Origin of the sequence: Wolbachia endosymbiont of Drosophila innubila (assembly GCF_021378375.1) — a bacterium.
Lineage (GTDB): Bacteria > Pseudomonadota > Alphaproteobacteria > Rickettsiales > Anaplasmataceae > Wolbachia > Wolbachia pipientis.
This window is the reverse complement of record NZ_CP076228.1, coordinates 798,034-817,873: the sequence shown is the minus strand read 5'-3', so window position 1 is coordinate 817,873 and position 19,840 is coordinate 798,034. Positions and strand designations below refer to the sequence as shown.

Genomic DNA, 19,840 nt, shown 5'->3' with positions numbered 1-19,840 from the left:
ATAAATGATATTATGGAGTAACTAATTAAAAAGATATTTTAAGTAAAGTTTTAGAAATTTATTCTGTATTTGGAAAAAGTTTAGATATGCAATCACGTTTAGGCAAATGTTGGTTTAGGGTATTACTTCTTGCAGCTTATGTGCTGATCACAGGTTGTAGTAAAAACGATATGCCTTTTCCAAGGTGTATATCTGCTGACTATTTTGGTCCTAAACCTATTGCAGTAAGCGCTCATTTTTCAAGCGACCACGATGCGTTTATTCCAGGAGATGGAGAAGTTATTGATCCTGAAACTGGCGAAATTAATTATGGTTTTCACCATAACCAAGTGGTGAAGTGGGAGGATACCGGACTCGAAACCAATGGAGATAGTTTAAAAGTGCGAGTTAATGGTACATGGACATCTTGGAGTAATAATAACAAGAAGGAATCTAAAAAAGGCAGTTATACCTTACAAAGCTTGGAGCAGTTAAAATATGCAACTAAATTTGAAGGTAAACAAAGTGATAATAGTTTACCTAATTTTCACTTAGTTTGTAATGATTATAAACCTAGCATACAAAAATTTTCAAGTAAGCCTAATGCAAGTTGCACTGTAAATTGCAAGTGCATTAATGAAGATGATAGTGCAAATACAGTATCACGTGGTGCTCCATGTTGGTTTACCAACGGTCATGGTGCTTATCTTTTGTTTCAAACGGGGAAAGATGATCCTAACGAAAATCTAAAGTTAATGCGCGATCCTCAATATCCTACTGTACATCTAGGTTATAACTCCACAGCAGAGGGCGACAATGGATTTTTTACTTTAGACAGAGATAACACTAAATTAAAGGACAGAAATTGTAATGAGTTGAAGTTAAAAAAGGGATGGAAAATATATGTAAAAATATTAGATAGATATTACTTAGATAATGTAGGTGGCTACTCTTTTGAGTTCTTAAGTGGAGTGCAGCAGCCAAGTAGTTTTGGGTTTTTTGATTACATTTATAACTATCTAAAATGTGTATTATTGATTAACGAAAATTGCAAAGAACATTTTAATAGCAATGATCCTGCAGTTGCACAAGCTATGTTCGAAAATATAGCTGAAAAAAGTACGAGCTTTCACAATTTTGTTCTTTCCTTGCTTGTTCTATTTGTAATGATTTCATCGCTTCTTTATCTTTTTGGCATGATACGAGAAACTAAGCATGATATGCTCATCAGAATGATGAAAATCACTCTAGTAATAGTGCTTATATCTCCTGGAAGTTTTAGATTTTTCTATGATCATTTTCTTGTTTTATTCGTTAAAGGTCTTGAACAATTGATAAGTGTAATTACTAACTTTGCTCCCAACATGAACACCGGAAGTATTGCTCAAGGAGATGAAGCTAAGTTGTTTAGCTTCATGGAGGACATGTTCAATAAATTTTTTGCTTATTCTGTTTGGAAAAAGTTTGCAGCGTTTTTACATTACCAAATGTGGGCAAGCCTTCTTATGATACCGGCAATTTTCATAGGGATTGTACTATACTTCTTGTTGTGCGTGTATGCTTACATAATATTTCTCTCTGGCTTTATGGGTATAGCTTTTCTTATAGCTATCATGCCACTGTTTCTAATTTCTATTTTATTTTCACCGCTGAAAAGTCTATTTGAAGGTTGGATAAAATTCTGCATCAGTTTTTGTTTACAATCGATTATGATATTTACTCTCTTGTCATTGTTGGCTTCAATGATAATGAACACCTTTTATAGACAACTAGGTTTTACTGTATGCTACAATAAATGGTTCGAGGTAAAGTTATGTGCTCCAAAATGGGTGTTTGGCGGTTTTTGTATCGTTGATAAGCAGTACTTTGGTTGGACCCCAGGGCAAATTTTTGTACCTTACACTCTTGGAGAAGCTTCTTCTCTTAACATAGATAAAAGTATAGAAGGTATAGAAAAGATAAGCAGAGAAGGTGGTACAATAAAATTTACTGGTGGTGCTGGATATATCCCGCTTCCACCAGATTACCCTAAAGATAAAAATGGTGAACATATAAAAGGGTTTCGTTATATAGATTATCCTTTCTTTAATCCAATTCCTGGAACTAAAGATAATCCAGCAGACCACTATATTGCAGAAAGTGATATGGTAGTTAGTAATGGCTGTAGTGAAAAAGATCTAGTGCGCTTAACAAATAGTTTATCTCATGCATCAGAGAGGGCTGACATTATATTACTGATCAACAATATAGAGAAAAGGATAGGTGATGTTAGTGAAATAATAAAACGCTACTGTCAAGATATAAATAAATGCAATAGTTATAGGGAAATAATTAATGAAATAAGATCTTTAGTGCGGAGTGCGGTAGAAAAACAAGGTTGTAGAATACTGAAACTTCATGATTTATATAAGGATCCCAACAGTGAATACTGTCAGAAATGTAAAGATTGTGAGGATTGCAAAAATTATCAAGAAAATAGCGATTACCAAAGGGTGCAAGACATACAGAGAGGTTATTTAATCAATGCAGGGGAAATCTTTATACTATTCTTGCTTTCATTTTTAATGTTCTCCTTACGCACGTTCGTACAACAAATGGGCTCAAGTATCGCTGGTGGTGGATTCAGCGTTTACAATATATCTAGTATGTATCAGGCATCGCCTTTGACTGGCATAATGGAAGGATTCAAACAGCAGTGGCAAAATTTTGCTGGTAGAGGACTTGAGTCTTTAGGCAGTTGGGCTACTCATTTACCGGATAGATTAGCCGGAGGTGCAGCTAATCTGCTGGGGAGAGTACCAAGAGTTGGAGGAGTGCTGAAATACGCTATTGATGTGCCACGTAAATTTGTAGGTGCTACTATTGAAGCAACGAAGTTTGCAACATCGCCTGAAAATGATGTTGATAAGCTCGAGGAAAAAATTTACAGGGCATTTGGAGTTGATAAGGAAGATATTACACACAGAAGGATCGGTAAATATTTAGATTATTATAAAGGATACGTAGGATCACATTTGGGCTATACAATAGAAGATGCTATGAAGTTTACTTGGGAGCATGGTCTTGACTCTATAGGAAAGCATGGCTATGATCATAACCTACTCTATAGAGCAAAAGAATATAGGCGAGATTTCTTAGAGAAGCTTCATGATTACACTATCGGCCGTAAGAAAGAACCAGAAAAAGACAATCCTGATCAATCAAATAAGGTAGAACGAGAGTTAGGCACGGAACTAGTAAGAGATAACCATGATCAGCCACTAGAAGAAGGCGACCCTCTTCGACTACGAGGGGGAGGTCAGCCAGATAAGGTAGTACGAGAACTAAGCACAGAACAAGAAGACAAGCCTAATCAACTACAGCATGATCAGCCAACAGAAGAAGATAAGCCTGATCAATCAAATGAAGTGACACGAAATTTAGGCACGGAACCAAAAGGTTCAGATGAAATTGATGATTTTGGATCTGCTTTTGAAGGTATGGAAAAACGTGCTGAAAGAGAAGGCAGAAGAAATCAAGATAAAGTTTACAACCTCTCACCACTTTTTGAAATGAACACTCCAGAAGCTGTAGAAAAACGTGCTGAAAGAGCTAGAAGAAAAGAAGAAAGAGATCGAAAAGACGAAATTTATAATCTTAAGCCTTTATTTAAAGAACCAAAAAATCCAGAAGAGTACGTTAAGGCACTTTTTGAAATGAATACCCAGGAAGCTATAAAAAAACGTGCTGAAAGAGAGGAAAAAAGAAATCGAGAAGACAGTAAAAGGAAATTACCGAAACCAATGAGGAAACCAGATGCAAAAGGAGATGAGAAGAGGATTGAAGATGAAGACTAATAAAAATTTCAAAGGCCTTGATTATTATAAATTGCAGCAAGACAAAGATGGCAACATAAAGTTAAATGACTACGACGACATTTTAAATGCGCGTAGGGCAAGGGTAGACTTGTTGCGGGATAACACATCACTTGACAAGGATGTCAATTTTGCTAAATTGAATAAAGCTTTGAGTGAGAAATTTGTAGATAATCATAGTTTATTGTCTGAATTTGATAAGGAAGACAAAGAGATTGTACAAGAAAGGATTAAGGTGTTTAGTATTTTAGAAAGTCTTGAAGACCTTAAAAGCGTGAAAAGTGAAGATCTGTTAGAGGTTAGCTTACTGCTGTCAGATCTTAGCTTCATAGAGAGAAATGTTGTACTAAATACCGATCAGAATTCTGATCTAGCAGGATTTAAAAACCTATTTATTGAAAAAAAAGCATCTGGTGAAGAGTATAGTGAAGAAGAGTGTAGAGGCTTTCTTGATAATATAGATAAAATCAATACTATAATTAAGTTAGAGTTAGAAAGCAGAATTGAAGGGCTAAATCATGATGAAAAAAATGATCATGATGATTTACAAGATGAGATTGGTCAAGCAATTAATGCAGCAGGCAAATCAGAAAAAGATAACTGATGAGTCTTGTGTTTGTGTTTTTCTTACAAGCGACTCGATAGCTTCTCTCTATTAAACTGCTAAAGCCATATTGACATTAATCATATAGTATAAATAATTAATTATTTTGGAGCTTATTTAATATGCTACGCATCATTGCAGGCAAATATCGCGGAAGAAAAATAACTACAGGTAAGCATTTAGCTGCACGACCAACTATGAGTATTGTTCGAGAAGCAATATTTAGTATACTTTCCTCAAGAAAACCTATTTATAACTTGAATGTACTTGATTTGTTCTGCGGAAGTGGCTCTTTTTCATTTGAAGCGCTTTCTCGCGGCGCTAAACATGCATTCATGGTGGATTCAGATTATTACAATTTGCAACTGCCTAAAAAAACAGCAGAAGATTTTGGAATTACGGACAATGTTACGCTAATTTGCTGCAGTGCTAACTGCTTACCAAAACCTATTTCAAAATGCGACATAGTTTTTATAGACCCACCTTACAATAGCAATCTAGTTGAATCAACGTTGAATGGACTAGCTAACTCAGGCTGGTTAAGTGATGATGCATTGATAATTCTAGAGATTAGGAAAAACGAAGGTTTTGAGTGCAATAAAGACTTTAGTATAATCTTGGAACGTATTTACGGTATAGCAAGAATAATTTTTCTTTCTCTATCAACTTAAACTTGCATATACTTTTCATTGATGAGTTCCAGTTCTATTTTCGTCAAGTTTCCGGAGAAATTACTTATTCTGTACTGCCCTAGATCAAAATTTTTATTAAATTCAGAGTCTATTAAATATTCATGTGCTTCTTCAATAAATTTATTTTCTTTTTCTTCGTAACTGGTGTATTTTGTTGTACCATTATTATCCTCACAATAAACTAAATGTTCTTTATGATCAGCATGAATATTTTTATTTTCACAAACCTTTTCAGGATCGTGCTCAAGTACTTTTCTACCAACAATCAATAGCTTATAAGAAATTTCCTATGATTCCTTTTAAGCGAGTTTTGAATTTTTGAAATGTCATGACATTGTTGATACGGTTATCAAGAAACGATAAAGTATCCACAAAATCTTCTGAATAATCATTGATAAAAAAAAGTATCGTACTTAAGTACACTCCAGCTAATATTGCTCTTTTTGTATAGTAGTTAAAATCTGTTGATTGGTCATGAATGCCATACCAAATCGCACTAATAGTTCTGTATAAAAGTTTACTAGAAAAATATGTATTTTTTGGTGATACGGAGAATGATAAAACATTTTTTAAAAGTTCTCTATAATTCGGTAGCTTAGCATAGTTTGAAAGGTGTATTTGAATAGCTAACTTTACTCGCTCTCGCACTTTCATATCTTCTAAATTAGAATTTCTTAATTCAGCTTCCATTGAGCTATTTAAGTCCTCTGCTATGTGCTCCAAAGCGCTATATATTCCATTCTGAAATTTGCAAAAGCTATTAGCTAGATTAAGGTCAGTGCACACCTTTAATAGGGTTTCATCGCTTATCCCTTCAAATGGAATAACCCTAATTAGCTTATCTATTATTAACTTTTGTTCCACGCAACATCATACTAAACAGCATGTGTGATTGTACCTGAGATTTTCAAACATTCTACAAAATGCTTCACCACGTTCCTCGAAATTTTTCCATTGATCAAAAGAAGCACACGCGGGAGAAAGTAATATTGTTACTTCTTCTGCGCTATTTAAGGCCTCTTCAAAAGCCAATCTGAATGCATCTTCTAGATTGCAACATTTAACATAATCTACTTTATTCTCCATAACATTTGCAAAAGCTTCGGTTGATTCTCCAATAAGAAAAGCTTTTCTAACCCTTGTAAAATGCTTGCTTAATGATTCTATTCCACCTTTTTTGCTTCTTCCACCAGCGATCCAATTTATGTTTTCATAAGATAAGATCGCCTTTTCGCTCGATTTTGCATTAGTTGCTTTGCTATCGTTCACGAAAAACACATTTCTTATTTTCCCAAGCAGTTCATTCCTATGCCTCAGTCCTGAAAAGGACTTGATTCCATTGATAATAGTGTTGCTATCTACTCCAAGTACCTTACATACGGCATATGTGGCTGCTATGTTTTCTGCGTTGGATATTAGGTTTATTTTCACGTCGCTTACTGATAAGCTATGATTCTCTAGTTTTAACGAGATCTTCTGGATCCCAGTGCCCCTTTTGTCATCCAAGTAGCTGACACTGGGATCCAGATAATTTCGATCTATACCAGTAATCTGTTCACTATAATCAAGCAAATTGTTACCTGCCAATGATATTAGATCTCTTGCACCACCCTCTGTCATCTGAGTAGTTGGCAATGGTTTTTCTTTTCTGGATTCCAGCGTCACGCGCTGGAATGACATCGGGGAATATGTTACTGAGATTGGAATTTTGTCTCCAGTGAATTTGTTGAATATATCAGCAGTAATCTCATTGTCACATCCTATTACGGCAACCTCACTACCGTTTATCAGTTTTAATTTAGTTGCTATGTAGTTCTCCATACTTCCATGCCTATCTATGTGATCTGGTGTAATATTGAGCAGTGCTGAAATGTCCACGTTAATTTCATTCATCAACTCCAATTGAAAAGAGGAGAGTTCGATTACATAAATTTCTGCATCTCTTTCTAGATCCAAAACAGGAATGCCTAAATTTCCACCAATAGCTACTTTTTTCCCTGCAGATTTTAATATGTGCCCTATTAGTGATGTAGTGGTTGATTTACCATTTGTTCCTGTGACGCCTATTACCTTCTGGTTCGTAGTTTTAGCTTCAAGAAATAGCTCAATGTCTGATTTTATTTTGCAATCAAATCTCCTTGCAAGTTTTACTATCCAATGTGGCTCTGTTGGCACTCCAGGGCTTAAAACCAATGCACTGATCTCATGCCAATTGTATTCCTTGGGATGAATAAAATTACATTTTTTATACATCATTTTTGCATTTGCTATTTGCTCTTCATGATCATCCCATGCATATATTCTTGCACCACTCTTTGTTAGAGCGTTAATGGCGGATAAACCAGTTTTACCAAGACCAAAAACCGCGACGTTTTGATTTTTGTATTTGTTTAGTTGCACTGCTAGATAACTTATGCGAACCATTTTATAAAGATATCGTACAAATTACAACAGACTTCTTTCGTAGGTTACAACTGTCATTCAATAGAAACAAAAAACTTACTTGACAAACTCCGCCAGCGCCCTTATCATGATAGTGAAGCTATTGTATTTGCTTTCGCCAATCTGCAGATTAAAAGGTAAGGATTACTTAATGTATCGGCGTCTCATGTTCAATTTTTTGCAGTATATAGATACTGTATGTCTTTACAAAACTTCATCTACATCTAGATTTTTATCTAAATAAGCTGAACGCGCTTATAAAGCGTTACAAGACATCAAAAAATGCCAATACTCGACAGAGATAGTAAAAGACTAGCTAACTCGGGGATTCTTTGTCTTTTTTTCTGCTTAGTAAACTTCTTAAACATTTGCAGCGTAAGTTAGTTGCAATTAAAAGCAGCTTAATCTTGCTTGTCAAGCGTTTAAAACATAAAAAACGCCAATATTTTAAAGCGGATAATAACCCCAGGGCTTCTTTTGCCTTTTTTTTCATTTGGTAAATTTCTTAATATTTATGGCTAAACGACAATCGTCATCCCGCTGCTTGTTAGCGGGATCTCTTGTTAGCGGCTGAGATACCGCGAATGAATCGCGGTATGACGTAGATTGCTGTCATTCCAGTGCTCCTTTTTTTGTCATCCAAGCAGCCTCCTATGGTGTCATCCCAGTGCCCAGACACTGGGATCCAGCATTTCACACAATCCCATCAAGAATGTTGTATTTTACATAACACTTTTATGCTTACCAACCCAGTGTCCAATCAAAATTCCTGGATCCCAGTGTCTGGGCACTGGGATGACATCATAGGAACGCTGGGATGACACCATAGGGGCACTGCCGTCATAAAGGAACCAGTGTCAGCTACTTGAATGACATCATGGGGGCGCTGGCCTGACAACCGTCATCCCGCTGCTTGTTAGCGCCGCGGCAGTATGACGGTCCGCTGCTTGTTAGCGAGATACCGCGAATGAATCGCGGTATGACGGTGTAATGACGGTTAAGTAATTCGTTATCCCGCTGCTTGTTAGCGGAATCTGCTGTGGCGACATAAACTCAAATCATTTCAAATTTCAATCCAAAGAGGTATCATTATGTCAAACAATTTCAATTTTAAAGAATTTTTTAACCACTATGAAACAAATAGTACGTCAGATGATATACAAAGGTATTATTTGCTGTGGAAATCAGTAATAGCGCAGGCAATGATTGATGCAGCAAGTAACTGTAAAAAAACAGAAAGCTTGGTAGAAAAACGTAAGGCAATTTCTTGGTTGTCAGACTTTAGTCAAGATTTTGTGCACACATGTATATTGGCTGATTGTGATCCGGTATACGTAAAAAATAAAATACAGCCAACCTTAAAAAGCCTTACTAGATAAAGCCTTTTTATATACTTAATGAGGTTTACTCCTTTTACCGAAAAAAATATAATTCAATCTCCTATCTATAGTTGCCTCTATATCTTTGATTAATAGCTGCTTTATCATGTTTACTTTTCGCTTTGCATCTTGAGCTTGACGCTCATTGTTACCACTGTTATTGCTGTAATTATTCTTATCACTATAACTACTGCCACTTGGTTTGCTACTGTTACTGAACTCACTACCCTTTTTTCTTCTTGTGTTGAGTATCTGTATTATCTTTTCCTTTAAAAAGGACTTCCAGCCTGTGCCAAGTAATAATTTATAGAGAAAATGCGGAGTAAGAAACGCCACTAATATTCGAATAGAAATTCCGTAACCGAGATCTTCCCTATTTTCATAATACCACTTGCAATATTGAAACAAACGGTAAAACGCATTTTTGAAAGAGCAAAATTCTACAGCATACCAAAAACCATTGCTGAGAAACATGAGCACAATGCTGAATGTGTAAAGATACATTGTGAAGAGAAACAGTTTCACAATTATATCTTTTAGACTACCTAATATATAATTCAATAATCTTAATTTATAGAAAAGTGATATCATTTCACACCCACTTCAATATGGCTGGGGTGGAAGGATTCGAACCTTCGCGTGGCGGTATCAAAAACCGCTGCCTTACCACTTGGCTACACCCCAATACTACTTACATCAATAACACTATTAGCCCAATTAGTAAAAGATTTATTTGCTTTTTCTATGGGCATCACAGCAATAGCTGGCTGATCATAAGAATGCATTGCTTCGATTTTTTCTACAATTTTATCAACTTGATCATTCCTGCTCTTCATAATTGCCACTACTTCACAACTATTACTAATTTTACCTTCCCATAAATACAGAGAATTCACTTCGGGAAATATATTTACACATACAATTAATTTCTCGTTTAACAATTCTTCAGAAACAGTTTTAGCCTCCTCAAAATTTGAAAAAGTTGTATAAACCAAAACTAAATTATTCATTAGTAGCTACATAAATGCATTGCTACTATACTCTACCGAGATTTATTCATCAAGAGAAAATAACGCCAGCGCGTACTGTATGAACATTTGTTTGCAAAGGTAGTATGTTAAGTGTTATAGCTAGTTTGCCTCAAACGTAAAGGTGTCATCCCAGTGCCCCTGTGATGTCATTCCAGTGCTTGACACTGGAATCCAGTTTTCCATATAATCTCATCGAAAACGTTGTAACCACTTCCTATGCTAGTTTGCTTGTAAACAAGCAAACTTTCCTGGATCCCAGTGTCAGCTACTCGGATGACACCTTTCCTAGCAGAGAAATCACAATGTTCATACGGTTGTACGCATACCGCTGGGATCTAGGATTTTTCTATAGTTTAAAAACAAAAAAAGGACGTTACTCATTGAGTAACATCCTTTTGGAGAAGGTAGAAGTTTTACTTATTACACTGTTCCTGGAGTTGCTGTAGCTCTTGAGTTGACAGGTTCTGCACTAGGTTGATCTAGAGATGCGCGTCGTTTTGCCAACTTTTCTTCGAGTTCTCTGTCAAATTCTTCTTTTAAAGGAAGAGCTTGTTTTCTTGTTAGCGTAGAAGAACCAGAACCCATTCCACTATCAGTAGAATTACTGTGAGTGAGAGTCCTGTTACTCAAACTATCCAGGTTTTGCTCCACAATAGGATCACTGAGAACATCTTCACTGAAAGAACTTTGTCCATTTAAGTTAGTCAATGAGGCGCTTCTAGGTAGTTCTGGTGGAGCAACTGGAGTAAGCTTAGGAGTTAAGCTACTAGATGAATTGCTTCTACGGACTGTTGCAAAGTTCTGAGAATCTGAATCAGAGACAGTAGCAGTACTTTCAGTTCCTATAGAATTTAGTGAATTGCTTTTTGACAAGCTGTTAGATTGTTCAGAGCCTTTTCTTCCCAGTGAAGAGAATGATGATGACACAGACCTAGTTAAACTTTTGACAGAAGGCCTGTTAGCTTTTTTCTCTGCTCTGTCAAACATATTGCTTACGCTTGAGTACAAATGATTTTTTCTACATTCTTTAATAACCTTCTTAATTTCATCGTGATGTTCAGAGAAAACACTGTCGATGAAATAACTACCTTTAGGTAATGACCTTTGTATTAACAAGTTATGCAAGCTTTTTTCATTTAAATTATTAATGAATTCTTTCTGTGCTTGCCATCCAGAAGTATGTTCAATCTCCCCTGATTTTGCCTTCTCTGCCATTTTTAAATCAATTTCTGACGATATTCCAGAAAGTATATTTTTCACTAACCCAGAATTATTTCCTTTATCAGCAAAAATTGCTTTCATATCATTTCTTATTTCGTCAGATTTCTTAATTGCATCTGGAGTAAACCTTTTTACCTTATCTAAATAGTCCGTCTCACCAGATGCCTTATGGAACTTATTTGCCACTCCTTCGCCTACAAAACTAGCGCCTTTTTTCAGTGAATCTACTGAATGTTCATAACCTTCTTTCACCTTATCTTTAACATGCATAGCACCATCTCTAACTTTTCCGGCAGCGTATGTTGATGCGTCCTTAACTTTCCCAGCAGTATATTTCGCCCCATCAACTGTTTTTTCTGCTGACCACTTGAGCCCTTTATATCCAGATTGAACTGCTTTTACAGCGACTTTTACAGCGAAATATAAAGCAAGACCAACTATAGCACCCGGTATAGCAAGTGTTGCACCAACTGCCAAAAGTGGTAGTACTGCCGTAAATAATCCACTTGCTGTACTTACTACAAGAATCTTATCTCCTTGTTTCATCTTAGAGAATTCTGTATCTCCTTTTAACAGGTCAGTCATTCTTTCTTTTAGCTTCTTGTGATCATTAGCAATATCTGAATTTGGTAGATTTTGCATCGTTTTATTCAAATCAAAACTATCTTCTGGTTGGTTTTGTTGAGTTCCAACAGAATTTGAATTTTTTTCATTATGTAACATTTTAAACCTCACTATTAATTAAATATATTATAATTGTATTCCTTGATTCTTAAGTTAGTGTTAAATTGATTGCCAGTATTTATTTGTCTTCAAATAATTTCGCTTGACGTGTTTTGTGGTAACATAGAAAATTAGGTCAAGAAGCTGCAGCATTTATGAAGTATAGAAAAAGAACACTCATCTTTTTGGCTGTTATAACTTTAATAATAATAGCTTTACTATTTAGGTATAATTCCCATTTTCACAAAGACGTAGTGCACTTAAAGAGTGACAACAAAGAATTCAAAAAAAAGCCAGAAAATTCCATAGAGTCGACCATATTACATAGAGAAAAGGAAGTGTACGATCATGTTTTCCATCCTGATGATTAATTTGTAAATAAAATAGCAATTTATGTTTGCATTTTCTTATTAAAGAAGTAATATTAGCGTATTAATTATAGAATCAATCATTATGTTTGATGATAATAATCCTTGGAATTTGGGAAAGAAACCGGTAGGGAACAAAACTCCTAATAATGAAGATATTTTAAGTAAAGCTGTATCTGATATAAGGTTCTTTCTTAATGGATTAACCAGAAACAGGGGCAAAAAACCTTATTTCATCATTTTCATTATTTTGCTGTTCTATGCTTGCACTGGATTTTATATTGTCCATCCTAGTGAAGAAAGTATAGAACTTACCTTTGGTAAATATTCTAATACAGAAACACCTGGTTTGCGTTATCACTTCCCCTACCCTATTGGCAAGGTTTTTAAAGTGAACGTTAAGGAAGTAAATCGTGAAGAAATTGGGGTAAGTAGTTCTTATGGGCGAGATACAGATCGCGGTGAAGGCGTGATGCTAACTGGAGATGAAAATATAGTCAACGTTAACTTCGAGGTTCAGTGGCGCGTTAGAGATGCTAAGGACTATTTATTCAAAGTGCGGGATTACAAACCCGGTTTCAGTGTTAAAAATGCTGCTGAAAGTGCCATGAGAGAAATAATAGGTAAAAATACGATCTCTTTTGCACTTGGTCAAGGCAGACCAGAAATTTCTAGAGATACTAGAATTCTATTGCAGCAGATTCTTCATGGATACCAAATGGGTATAGAGATTTTATCTGTTCAAATGAAAAAAATTGATCCACCAGAAAAAGTAATCAGTTCGTTTAGAGATGTACAAAGTGCTCGTGCAGACAAAGAGCGTACTATAAACGAAGCATATGCTTATAATAATGATATTATACCTCGAGCAAAGGGTGAAGCGATAAAGATAAAATTAGATGCACAAGCATATGAAAATGAAATAATAAATGAAGCAAAAGGTAATGCAAATCGCTTTTTATCTCTTTATGAGGAATATAGACAGAATCCTTCTCTCGTTAAGAATCGTATTTATCTTGAAACTATGGAAAATATTTTCAGTAAGGTAGACAAAGTTGTTGTAACTGATGATCTGAAAGGTATGTTTTCTTATTTACCTCTTACAAATTTAGGAAAATAACCATGAGTAGTAATATTAAAATTGTTTTTGTTTCTGTATTTGTTGTTTTACTGATTGTTTTATTTAATTCAATATTTGTTGTGCAAGAAACAAAGCAAGCGATAGTTATACAACTCGGTAAAGTTGTAAGGGATGTTAGGGAAAGTGGCTTATATTTTAAGTTGCCATTCATAAATAGTGTAGAGTTTCTTGATAAAAGAGTTTTAGATTTAAGTCCTGATAAGATCCCAAGGGAAGTGATAACAGCGGATCAAAAACGTATTATAGTAGATGCGTATGCAAAATATAAAATAACAAATCCTGTTACTTTTTACCAGGCTGTGAGGAATGAATCAGGTCTGGTTAGAAGATTATATCCGGTTATAGAAGCACACATAAGAGAAAATATAGGCAGATTTTCGTTGATTAGCTTGTTGAATGAAAAAAGATCAGAGGTTATGCAATTGATTCAGCGTGGAGTTTATTCTGAAGCTGAAAAATTTGGCATAGAAATAATAGATGTAAGAATTAAGAGAGCAGACTTACCAGAAGAAAATAGTTCTGCAATATTTCGCCGTATGCAAACTGAAAGGGAAAAAGAAGCAAAAGAAATTAGAGCAGAAGGAGAGCAAGCTGGGCAGGAAGTTAGATCAAAAGCTGATAAATTAAAAAGGGAAATTATCTCCAGTGCAGTAAAAGAATCGTACGAAATAAGGGGCCGTGGTTATGCTGAAGCAACTAGAGTTTATAATGAGGCATTTAAGGTCGATGAAGAGTTCTTTAACTTTTATCGCTCTATGAGCGCTTACAGTAAATCATTTGCCGAAAATAATACTAAATTTGTACTTTCACCAAACAATAACTTTTTAGATATTTTAAATAAGGGGTGGAAATAGTCTATGAAAAGTAAGGCATTTATTTTATCTATATTTGCATATTTTCTAATTGCGTTTTCTTCGTATGCTAATATGTTTGATTGGAATGCAAAAAAGGTCGTTGATGCTAGCACTACTGCATGCAACTGTAATCAAGGACTTGCCGATTTAGTGGAAGAACTCATTCCTGCGGTTGTAAATATTTCAAGCGAACAAATCATCAAACAAGAAAATAACAGCAGAACTAGAGTTCCATCTATGCCAGGAAATAATTTTTTTGATGATTTTAGAGAGTTTTTTGAGCATTTTGATCAGTTTTTTATGGATAGGGGCCCTAGTGTTAACAAAGAGGTGGTGTTGCTTGGTTCTGGGTTTATTATAGATAAAGGTGGAACTATAGTAACCAATTATCACGTTATTAAAAACGCCAAAGATATCACAGTTACTATGAACGATAATACTTATTTCAAAGCAGAAGTTTTAGGCTATGATGCAAGAACTGATCTTGCTGTGCTTAAGATTAATTCTAATAAAGATCTTTCTTCTGTTGCATTTGGTGATTCTGATAAAGCAAGGGTTGGTGATACGGTTATGGCAATAGGTAACCCATTTGGTTTGGGTGGCTCTGTAAGCACAGGAATTATATCTGCAAGGTCCAGGGACATTAGTATTGGCACTATGAATGAATTTATTCAAACTGATGCTGCAATTAATAGGGGTAATTCTGGAGGACCGTTATTTGATTTAAATGGAAAAGTTATAGGTATTAATACTGCTATCTATTCTCCATCTGAGTCTGGCGGCAACGTGGGTATAGGTTTTGCCATACCATCTAATTTAGCTATGTCAATTATTGACACATTAAAAAGTGGCAAGAAAATAAAACATGGTTGGCTTGGTGTGCAAGTTCAGCCTATAACGAAAGAATTTGCTGAGTCCTTGGGTTTAAAAGATATAAAAGGCGCATTGGTTGCAAGTATAGTAAAGGATAGTCCTGCAGAAAAAGGTGGGATTAAAGTAGGTGATATATTATTAGAATTTGACGGTAAAAAAATCGATAGAATGACACAATTACCTCAAATGGTTTCAAGAGCTGGACCTGAGAAAAAAGTGCAAGTTAAGTTACTTAGAAAGAGCAAAGAGGTTAATATTAAAGTTGTGATCGGAGAATCTACAAATGATGGCCAAGATAACAATCAAGAAGAAAATAAATCAACATCTGATTATGTAACCGGTTTAACTGTTTCAAATCTGCCAAAAGAATCAAAAGAAAGTAAAAATAATGTACCTACAAAAGGTGTGATAGTTACCAATGTAGATAGTAACAGTAATGCCACGTTGCGTGGTATTAAAAAAGGAGACATTATTATCCAATTAGATGGAACCGATATAGAAAATACTAATGATTTTCAAAAACAAGTTGATTCAGCAGTAAAGAAAAACGGTAAAGATTCAATAATGTTGCTCATTTACCGCAATGGAAATCAATTCTTTACTTCGATAAAGTTGAAGAAATAGCACTCGTAGGTTATTTACTAAATTAGCAGCATTGTAAGCCTGTCACTGTAACACCTCAATCTTACAAGACAAATCAAAACTATTAAAGTCTACATTCCATTCACTAAAATACACATATGGATAATATAAATTTTCTAAAATTCATTGAACTGTGCTTTCAAACAGTGGTGCCGGGATGTGAGTATAATGATTATCAGTACATAAAAGTCATAGCAGAAAGGCTGGAAGCAGCGAATGCTGGCGAAGTAAGGCGCATAATATTCAATATGCCTCCGCGTTCAATGAAGTCCATATGTATGAGTGTTGCGTGGCCCGCATGGATACTGGGCAACTGCAAGAATAATAGTTGCAAGTTATTCTAAGTTGCTTAGTGAAAAACATTCGCTTGATACCAGGTGCATAATGCAATCTGATTGGTATAAAGAACTATTTCCAGAGGTAGAACTATCCAAAGACCAGAACACTAAATATAAATTCCAAACAGTGCAGAGAGGATACAGAATCGCAACATCAGTTGGAGGAACATTAACCGGTGAAGGTGGTGACTCTATTATTGTGGATGATCCGCTTAACCCTGCTCAAGCTTTGAGTGAAACATTTAGAAAACGTGCCACAAACTGGTTCGATCAGACTTTAGTAACGAGACTCAACGATAGAAAAAAAGGAGTAATTGTGCTTGTGATGCATAGGCTCCACCTGGAAGACTTAACTGGGCACCTCTTATCTAAGCCAAAAAACATATGGCATCACATTTGTTTGCCAATGATTTCTGAAAATAAGGAGGTTATTTATTCAATTAATAACCATACTGGTGTCATTCCAACCCCCCCTCCTGTCATCCCAGTGCCCAGACACTTGTATCTGGGATCTCGTTCCTTAACTTTATAGTGTAAATTATTTCAAATTGTGTCTAGCTGCAAGTATAATAATTTCCATTTATAGATAAAGTATGTTGCAAATGTTATGCCAAAGAGTATAATAAAATCTATATCAGAGGTTGTCCGGAAACAAGTAAAAGGCTATAATATCTGAAATTTTAGTACGGGGTAAAGATGAGAAAAAAGTATCCAACAGATCTAAGCGAAAGGGAATGGGCAAGAATAGAAAAACACTTCAGAGTATCATACAAGAAAGGAGGAAGGCTGCCAAAGTATAGCAAAAAAGAAATATTAGAAGCAATTTTCTATGTATTGCGTACAGGGTGTCAATGGCGGTATTTACCAAATGATTTTCCGCTATGGAAGACTGTGTATGAGCAGTTCAGGCAATGGAAGAAGCAGGGAATTTTTGAGAAAATGAATTATGAAATTACAAAATATAGTAGAAGAAAAATAGGAAAGAATGAGCAGCCGAGTGCCTGTATAGTAGATAGTCAATCTGTAAAGACTACAGAAAAGGGGGGATCAAAGCTATGATGGAAGTAAAAAAGTAAAGGGTAGAAAAAGGCATATAATTACAGACACTCAGGGTTTTATACTAGGTTGTTACGTAGGCGCTGCTAACGAAAATGATAGAGATGGTATTAAAATAGCATTAAACAATATGAGAACAAAATATACTAAAGTTAAAAAAATGTGGGCTGACATGGGATACCAAGGAAGAAATTTAAAGAATCACATAAAGGAAGAATATGACATAGATATTGAAATTGTTAAAAGGCCTCCATGTAGATTTTGGGTGCACAAAGATACGCCACCTGAGCTACTACCAACAAGAGAACAAGGGTTTAAAGTACAGCCAAGAAGATGGGTTGTAGAAAGGACTTTTGCTTGGGTTAATAGGAATAGAAGGCTATCGAAGGAGTATGATTTACTCACAACATCCACTGAGAATTTCATATACCTAGCTATGAGTAGGGTTATGTTAAAGAGGGAATATGCTTGAATTTACTAGTTTCCGGACAACCTCTAAATGTTAATGCAGAAGATGATGATAGATGTACACCTTTACATCTTGCTGCTGAAGGGAACCACATAGAGGTAGTAAAAATTCTAGTTGAGAAAGCAGATGTTAATATAAAGGATGCTGATAGATGGACTCCTTTGCATGTTGCTGCTGCAAATGGCCACGAAGATGTAGTAAAAACTCTAATCGCAAAAGGAGCAAAGGTTAAGGCAAAAAATGGTGATAGACGTACTCCTTTACATCTTGCTGCTAAAAATGGCCACGAAGGTATAGTAAAAGTTCTGCTAGAAGCTGGAGCAGACCCTTCATTAAAAGATGTTGATGGAAAAACGCCAAGAGACCTCACTAAAGATCAAGGTATAATTCAGCTTTTAGAGGAAGCGGAAAAAAAGCAAACGTTAAAAAATGAGAATAAAAAAACGCCAAAGGATCTTACTGAAAATAAAGATGTAATGCAGCTTCCAGAGAAAAAGGAAGAAAAACAAATTGGAAAAAATGCAATTGTGAAAGAATAAAGAACAATCTGCAAAAAATGCAATTGTAAAAGGTGTTATTGTGTGTTTTGTAACTGCAGTGATAGTTGGTGTTGCACTTGCATTTGCTACTGCCCTATCTGTACCAGCAATAATTGGACTAGCTGCAGGATCTGCGCTCATAGTTGGTGCTGGTCAATATATAATGTCAAAGCCTAAACCTGAAATGAAAGAAGTAAAGGAACCTGTGCCTAGAGAGACAGAAAAAGCACTTACTTGATTTTTGTTATCCTGTTGCTATCAGACTAGCCTGGCACCTTATATTTATTGGGATAACTGTTTTATTATGAATTAAGTCAAAAACTCTGTAATATATTGAAGCTTAAAGATATCTTTAGATATGGAAGTTATTGCAGAAAATAGGAAAGCAAGGTTTGAATATTTCATCTTAGAAGAATTTGAAGCGGGTATGGTCTTATTAAGCAGTGAAGTTAAATCGCTAAGAGAAAGAAAAGTAAATATTTCCGACGCCTACGTTGTTGAAAAGAATAGCGAAGTATGGCTGCACAATATGCATATTGCAGAATATAAAGCTGCGAACCGAAAAAATCATAAACCAAAAAGGGAACGTAAATTACTCTTGCATAAAAAGGAGATAAATAAACTAATTGGTCAAATCAAGACTGCTGGGATAACTGTTGTGCCGCTTTCGGTCTATTTTAACGATAAAGGATTTGCAAAAACTAAAATTGCCATTGTAAAAGGAAAAAAACTCTACGATAAGAGAGCAACCATAAAACAGAGAGAGTGGGATCGTGAAAAAAGTAGATTGTCTAAGAATAATTTATAGCAAAATATGTCTTTAAATCCAGTAATTTTCAGCATCGGTCCTGTTTCTATATATTGGTATTCCTTAGCCTACGTTTTGGGTATAGTGTTTGCATATTGGTATTTACATAAGCTAGATGACCAAAAAATATTTACTAAGAATTTTTACGATTCGTTATTAACAGCCACTATTGTAGGTATTATCCTTGGAGGTAGACTTGGCTACGTATTGATATATGATCCAGTTCTTTATATAAGCAACCCTATTGAGATATTGAAGACCTGGGAAGGAGGGATGTCATTTCATGGTGGTGCTATAGGAGTTTTGCTTGCAGTAATAATTTCGTGTAAAAGACATAATATCCCTACATTTTATGCACTGGACCTAGTTTCTTGCGGAGTTCCCATAGGTTTATTTTTAGGTCGCATAGGCAATTTTATAAACGGAGAGTTATTTGGCAGAGTTACAACTATGCCATGGGGTATGGTATTTCCAGAGAGTGGTGATAATTTGCTGCATCATCCAAGCCAGCTTTATGAGGCACTTTTTGAAGGACTGCTACTTTTTGCAGTTGCAAATTCACTGTTTTTCTTAACTAGAATAAGACTGTATCACGGTGCGTTAACTGGTATTGCAGTTATGTGGTATGGAATAGCACGTTTTTTCGTTGAGTTTTTTCGCGAACCAGACTATCAAATTGGCTATTTGTGGCTTGATTTAACTATGGGGCAGTTGCTTTCTATACCTATGGTTTTGCTAGGAATGCTTGTATATCTAGGCGCATTAAATTTAAAATTTAATACGAAATCTGTCACATAGAGAAAAGGTGAGTTCAATAGAAAAATGTA

At 35.4% G+C, this 19,840-nt stretch carries 18 protein-coding genes, 1 tRNA gene and 2 pseudogenes; 14 read left to right on the top strand and 7 right to left on the bottom strand.

The genetic code is table 11. The features are described 5' to 3' along the window. Positions 1-86 precede the first annotated feature (86 nt). From J4T77_RS04440 to rsmD, 3 genes are all read left to right on the top strand, one after another. Positions 87-3,815, top strand: coding sequence for a TrbL/VirB6 family protein (locus J4T77_RS04440; RefSeq protein ID WP_190321370.1), 3,729 nt, complete (start codon positions 87-89; stop codon positions 3,813-3,815). Further along, positions 3,805-4,437: a WD_0853 family protein gene (locus J4T77_RS04435; protein ID WP_010082417.1), complete on the top strand. Its 633-nt coding sequence runs from the start codon at positions 3,805-3,807 to the stop codon at positions 4,435-4,437. The genes J4T77_RS04440 and J4T77_RS04435 overlap by 11 nt, the downstream gene beginning before the upstream one ends. A 122-nt stretch (positions 4,438-4,559) precedes the next feature. After that, positions 4,560-5,108, top strand: coding sequence for a 16S rRNA (guanine(966)-N(2))-methyltransferase RsmD (gene rsmD / locus J4T77_RS04430; RefSeq protein WP_010082416.1), 549 nt, complete (start codon positions 4,560-4,562; stop codon positions 5,106-5,108). Here the strand turns inward: rsmD and J4T77_RS04425 are convergent. From J4T77_RS04425 to J4T77_RS04415, 3 genes and pseudogenes are all read right to left on the bottom strand, one after another. Further along, positions 5,105-5,380 (bottom strand): annotated as a pseudogene (locus tag J4T77_RS04425) (hypothetical protein); the annotation flags it as partial. The gene rsmD and the pseudogene J4T77_RS04425 sit on opposite strands and share 4 nt — an antisense overlap. Before the next feature lie 22 nt (positions 5,381-5,402). Continuing rightward, positions 5,403-5,993, bottom strand: a complete 591-nt coding sequence (locus J4T77_RS04420) for a COQ9 family protein (RefSeq protein WP_010082414.1) — start codon at positions 5,991-5,993, stop codon at positions 5,403-5,405. Positions 5,994-5,999: 6 nt separating this feature from the next. Next, positions 6,000-7,553 (bottom strand): Mur ligase family protein, encoded by a 1,554-nt coding sequence (locus tag J4T77_RS04415; protein WP_190321369.1) that lies wholly within the window; start codon positions 7,551-7,553, stop codon positions 6,000-6,002. A 638-nt stretch (positions 7,554-8,191) separates the two neighbouring features. Between J4T77_RS04415 and J4T77_RS04410 the strand changes: the two genes are divergently transcribed. After that, complete coding sequence (locus tag J4T77_RS04410; RefSeq protein ID WP_190321368.1) at positions 8,192-8,392, top strand: hypothetical protein; 201 nt, start codon at positions 8,192-8,194, stop codon at positions 8,390-8,392. Positions 8,393-8,662: 270 nt separating this feature from the next. Beyond that, entirely contained in the window at positions 8,663-8,950 is a 288-nt protein-coding gene (locus J4T77_RS04405) for a hypothetical protein (protein WP_010962862.1), read from the top strand. 15 nt (positions 8,951-8,965) lie between these two features. Here J4T77_RS04405 and J4T77_RS04400 read toward each other — a convergent pair whose 3' ends face one another. From J4T77_RS04400 to walE1, 4 genes are all read right to left on the bottom strand, one after another. Then, positions 8,966-9,424, bottom strand: a complete 459-nt coding sequence (locus J4T77_RS04400) for a hypothetical protein (RefSeq protein ID WP_022626355.1) — start codon at positions 9,422-9,424, stop codon at positions 8,966-8,968. A gap of 135 nt (positions 9,425-9,559) precedes the next feature. Then, positions 9,560-9,634 (bottom strand) — tRNA-Gln (locus tag J4T77_RS04395). Further along, positions 9,625-9,960: a divalent-cation tolerance protein CutA gene (cutA, locus tag J4T77_RS04390; protein ID WP_006279213.1), complete on the bottom strand. Its 336-nt coding sequence runs from the start codon at positions 9,958-9,960 to the stop codon at positions 9,625-9,627. Before cutA ends, J4T77_RS04395 begins: the two co-directional genes overlap by 10 nt. A gap of 441 nt (positions 9,961-10,401) precedes the next feature. Beyond that, positions 10,402-11,925, bottom strand: a complete 1,524-nt coding sequence (gene walE1 / locus J4T77_RS04385; RefSeq protein WP_233640982.1) for an actin bundler — start codon at positions 11,923-11,925, stop codon at positions 10,402-10,404. Between the two features lie 453 nt (positions 11,926-12,378). Here walE1 and hflK point away from each other — a divergent pair, with 453 nt between their 5' ends. The 9 genes and pseudogenes from hflK to lgt all read left to right on the top strand — a co-directional run bounded on the left by hflK (position 12,379) and on the right by lgt (position 19,811). After that, on the top strand, positions 12,379-13,413 hold the full coding sequence (hflK, locus tag J4T77_RS04380; protein ID WP_190321366.1) for an FtsH protease activity modulator HflK: 1,035 nt from the start codon (positions 12,379-12,381) through the stop codon (positions 13,411-13,413). Between the two features lie 2 nt (positions 13,414-13,415). Continuing rightward, positions 13,416-14,288, top strand: coding sequence for a protease modulator HflC (hflC, locus tag J4T77_RS04375; protein WP_190321365.1), 873 nt, complete (start codon positions 13,416-13,418; stop codon positions 14,286-14,288). A 3-nt stretch (positions 14,289-14,291) separates the two neighbouring features. Next, complete coding sequence (locus J4T77_RS04370) at positions 14,292-15,785, top strand: DegQ family serine endoprotease (protein WP_233640981.1); 1,494 nt, start codon at positions 14,292-14,294, stop codon at positions 15,783-15,785. Between the two features lie 116 nt (positions 15,786-15,901). Beyond that, positions 15,902-16,631: pseudogene (locus J4T77_RS04365) on the top strand (hypothetical protein); the annotation flags it as partial. Between the two features lie 206 nt (positions 16,632-16,837). After that, positions 16,838-17,669 (top strand): IS5 family transposase gene (locus J4T77_RS04360; RefSeq protein WP_399464107.1). Its coding sequence is split into 2 segments (ribosomal slippage): positions 16,838-17,196 and positions 17,195-17,669, totalling 834 coding nucleotides; the frame shifts between segments, so codons are not numbered across the junction. Continuing rightward, positions 17,666-18,205, top strand: a complete 540-nt coding sequence (locus J4T77_RS04355) for an ankyrin repeat domain-containing protein (protein ID WP_223823124.1) — start codon at positions 17,666-17,668, stop codon at positions 18,203-18,205. The genes J4T77_RS04360 and J4T77_RS04355 overlap by 4 nt, the downstream gene beginning before the upstream one ends. 40 nt (positions 18,206-18,245) lie before the next feature. Further along, a complete protein-coding gene (locus J4T77_RS04350) occupies positions 18,246-18,443 on the top strand; it encodes a hypothetical protein (protein WP_010082486.1) in 198 nt (65 codons plus the stop codon). Positions 18,444-18,563: 120 nt separating this feature from the next. Further along, positions 18,564-19,013: an SsrA-binding protein SmpB gene (smpB, locus tag J4T77_RS04345; RefSeq protein ID WP_007548863.1), complete on the top strand. Its 450-nt coding sequence runs from the start codon at positions 18,564-18,566 to the stop codon at positions 19,011-19,013. A gap of 6 nt (positions 19,014-19,019) precedes the next feature. Beyond that, positions 19,020-19,811: a prolipoprotein diacylglyceryl transferase gene (gene lgt, locus J4T77_RS04340; protein WP_010962823.1), complete on the top strand. Its 792-nt coding sequence runs from the start codon at positions 19,020-19,022 to the stop codon at positions 19,809-19,811. Positions 19,812-19,840 lie beyond the last annotated feature (29 nt).

Excerpts from the sequence above, each read along its gene's own strand:
- J4T77_RS04440 (WP_190321370.1), top strand. The coding sequence starts at position 87 with ATGCAATCACGTTTAGGCAAATGTTGGTTTAGGGTATTACTTCTTGCA.
- J4T77_RS04435 (WP_010082417.1), top strand. The coding sequence starts at position 3,805 with ATGAAGACTAATAAAAATTTCAAAGGCCTTGATTATTATAAATTGCAG.
- rsmD (WP_010082416.1), top strand. The coding sequence starts at position 4,560 with ATGCTACGCATCATTGCAGGCAAATATCGCGGAAGAAAAATAACTACA.
- J4T77_RS04415 (WP_190321369.1), bottom strand. The coding sequence starts at position 7,553 with ATGGTTCGCATAAGTTATCTAGCAGTGCAACTAAACAAATACAAAAAT.
- J4T77_RS04405 (WP_010962862.1), top strand. The coding sequence starts at position 8,663 with ATGTCAAACAATTTCAATTTTAAAGAATTTTTTAACCACTATGAAACA.
- J4T77_RS04400 (WP_022626355.1), bottom strand. The coding sequence starts at position 9,424 with ATGTTTCTCAGCAATGGTTTTTGGTATGCTGTAGAATTTTGCTCTTTC.
- cutA (WP_006279213.1), bottom strand. The coding sequence starts at position 9,960 with ATGAATAATTTAGTTTTGGTTTATACAACTTTTTCAAATTTTGAGGAG.
- walE1 (WP_233640982.1), bottom strand. The coding sequence starts at position 11,925 with ATGTTACATAATGAAAAAAATTCAAATTCTGTTGGAACTCAACAAAAC.
- hflK (WP_190321366.1), top strand. The coding sequence starts at position 12,379 with ATGTTTGATGATAATAATCCTTGGAATTTGGGAAAGAAACCGGTAGGG.
- hflC (WP_190321365.1), top strand. The coding sequence starts at position 13,416 with ATGAGTAGTAATATTAAAATTGTTTTTGTTTCTGTATTTGTTGTTTTA.
- J4T77_RS04370 (WP_233640981.1), top strand. The coding sequence starts at position 14,292 with ATGAAAAGTAAGGCATTTATTTTATCTATATTTGCATATTTTCTAATT.
- smpB (WP_007548863.1), top strand. The coding sequence starts at position 18,564 with ATGGAAGTTATTGCAGAAAATAGGAAAGCAAGGTTTGAATATTTCATC.
- lgt (WP_010962823.1), top strand. The coding sequence starts at position 19,020 with ATGTCTTTAAATCCAGTAATTTTCAGCATCGGTCCTGTTTCTATATAT.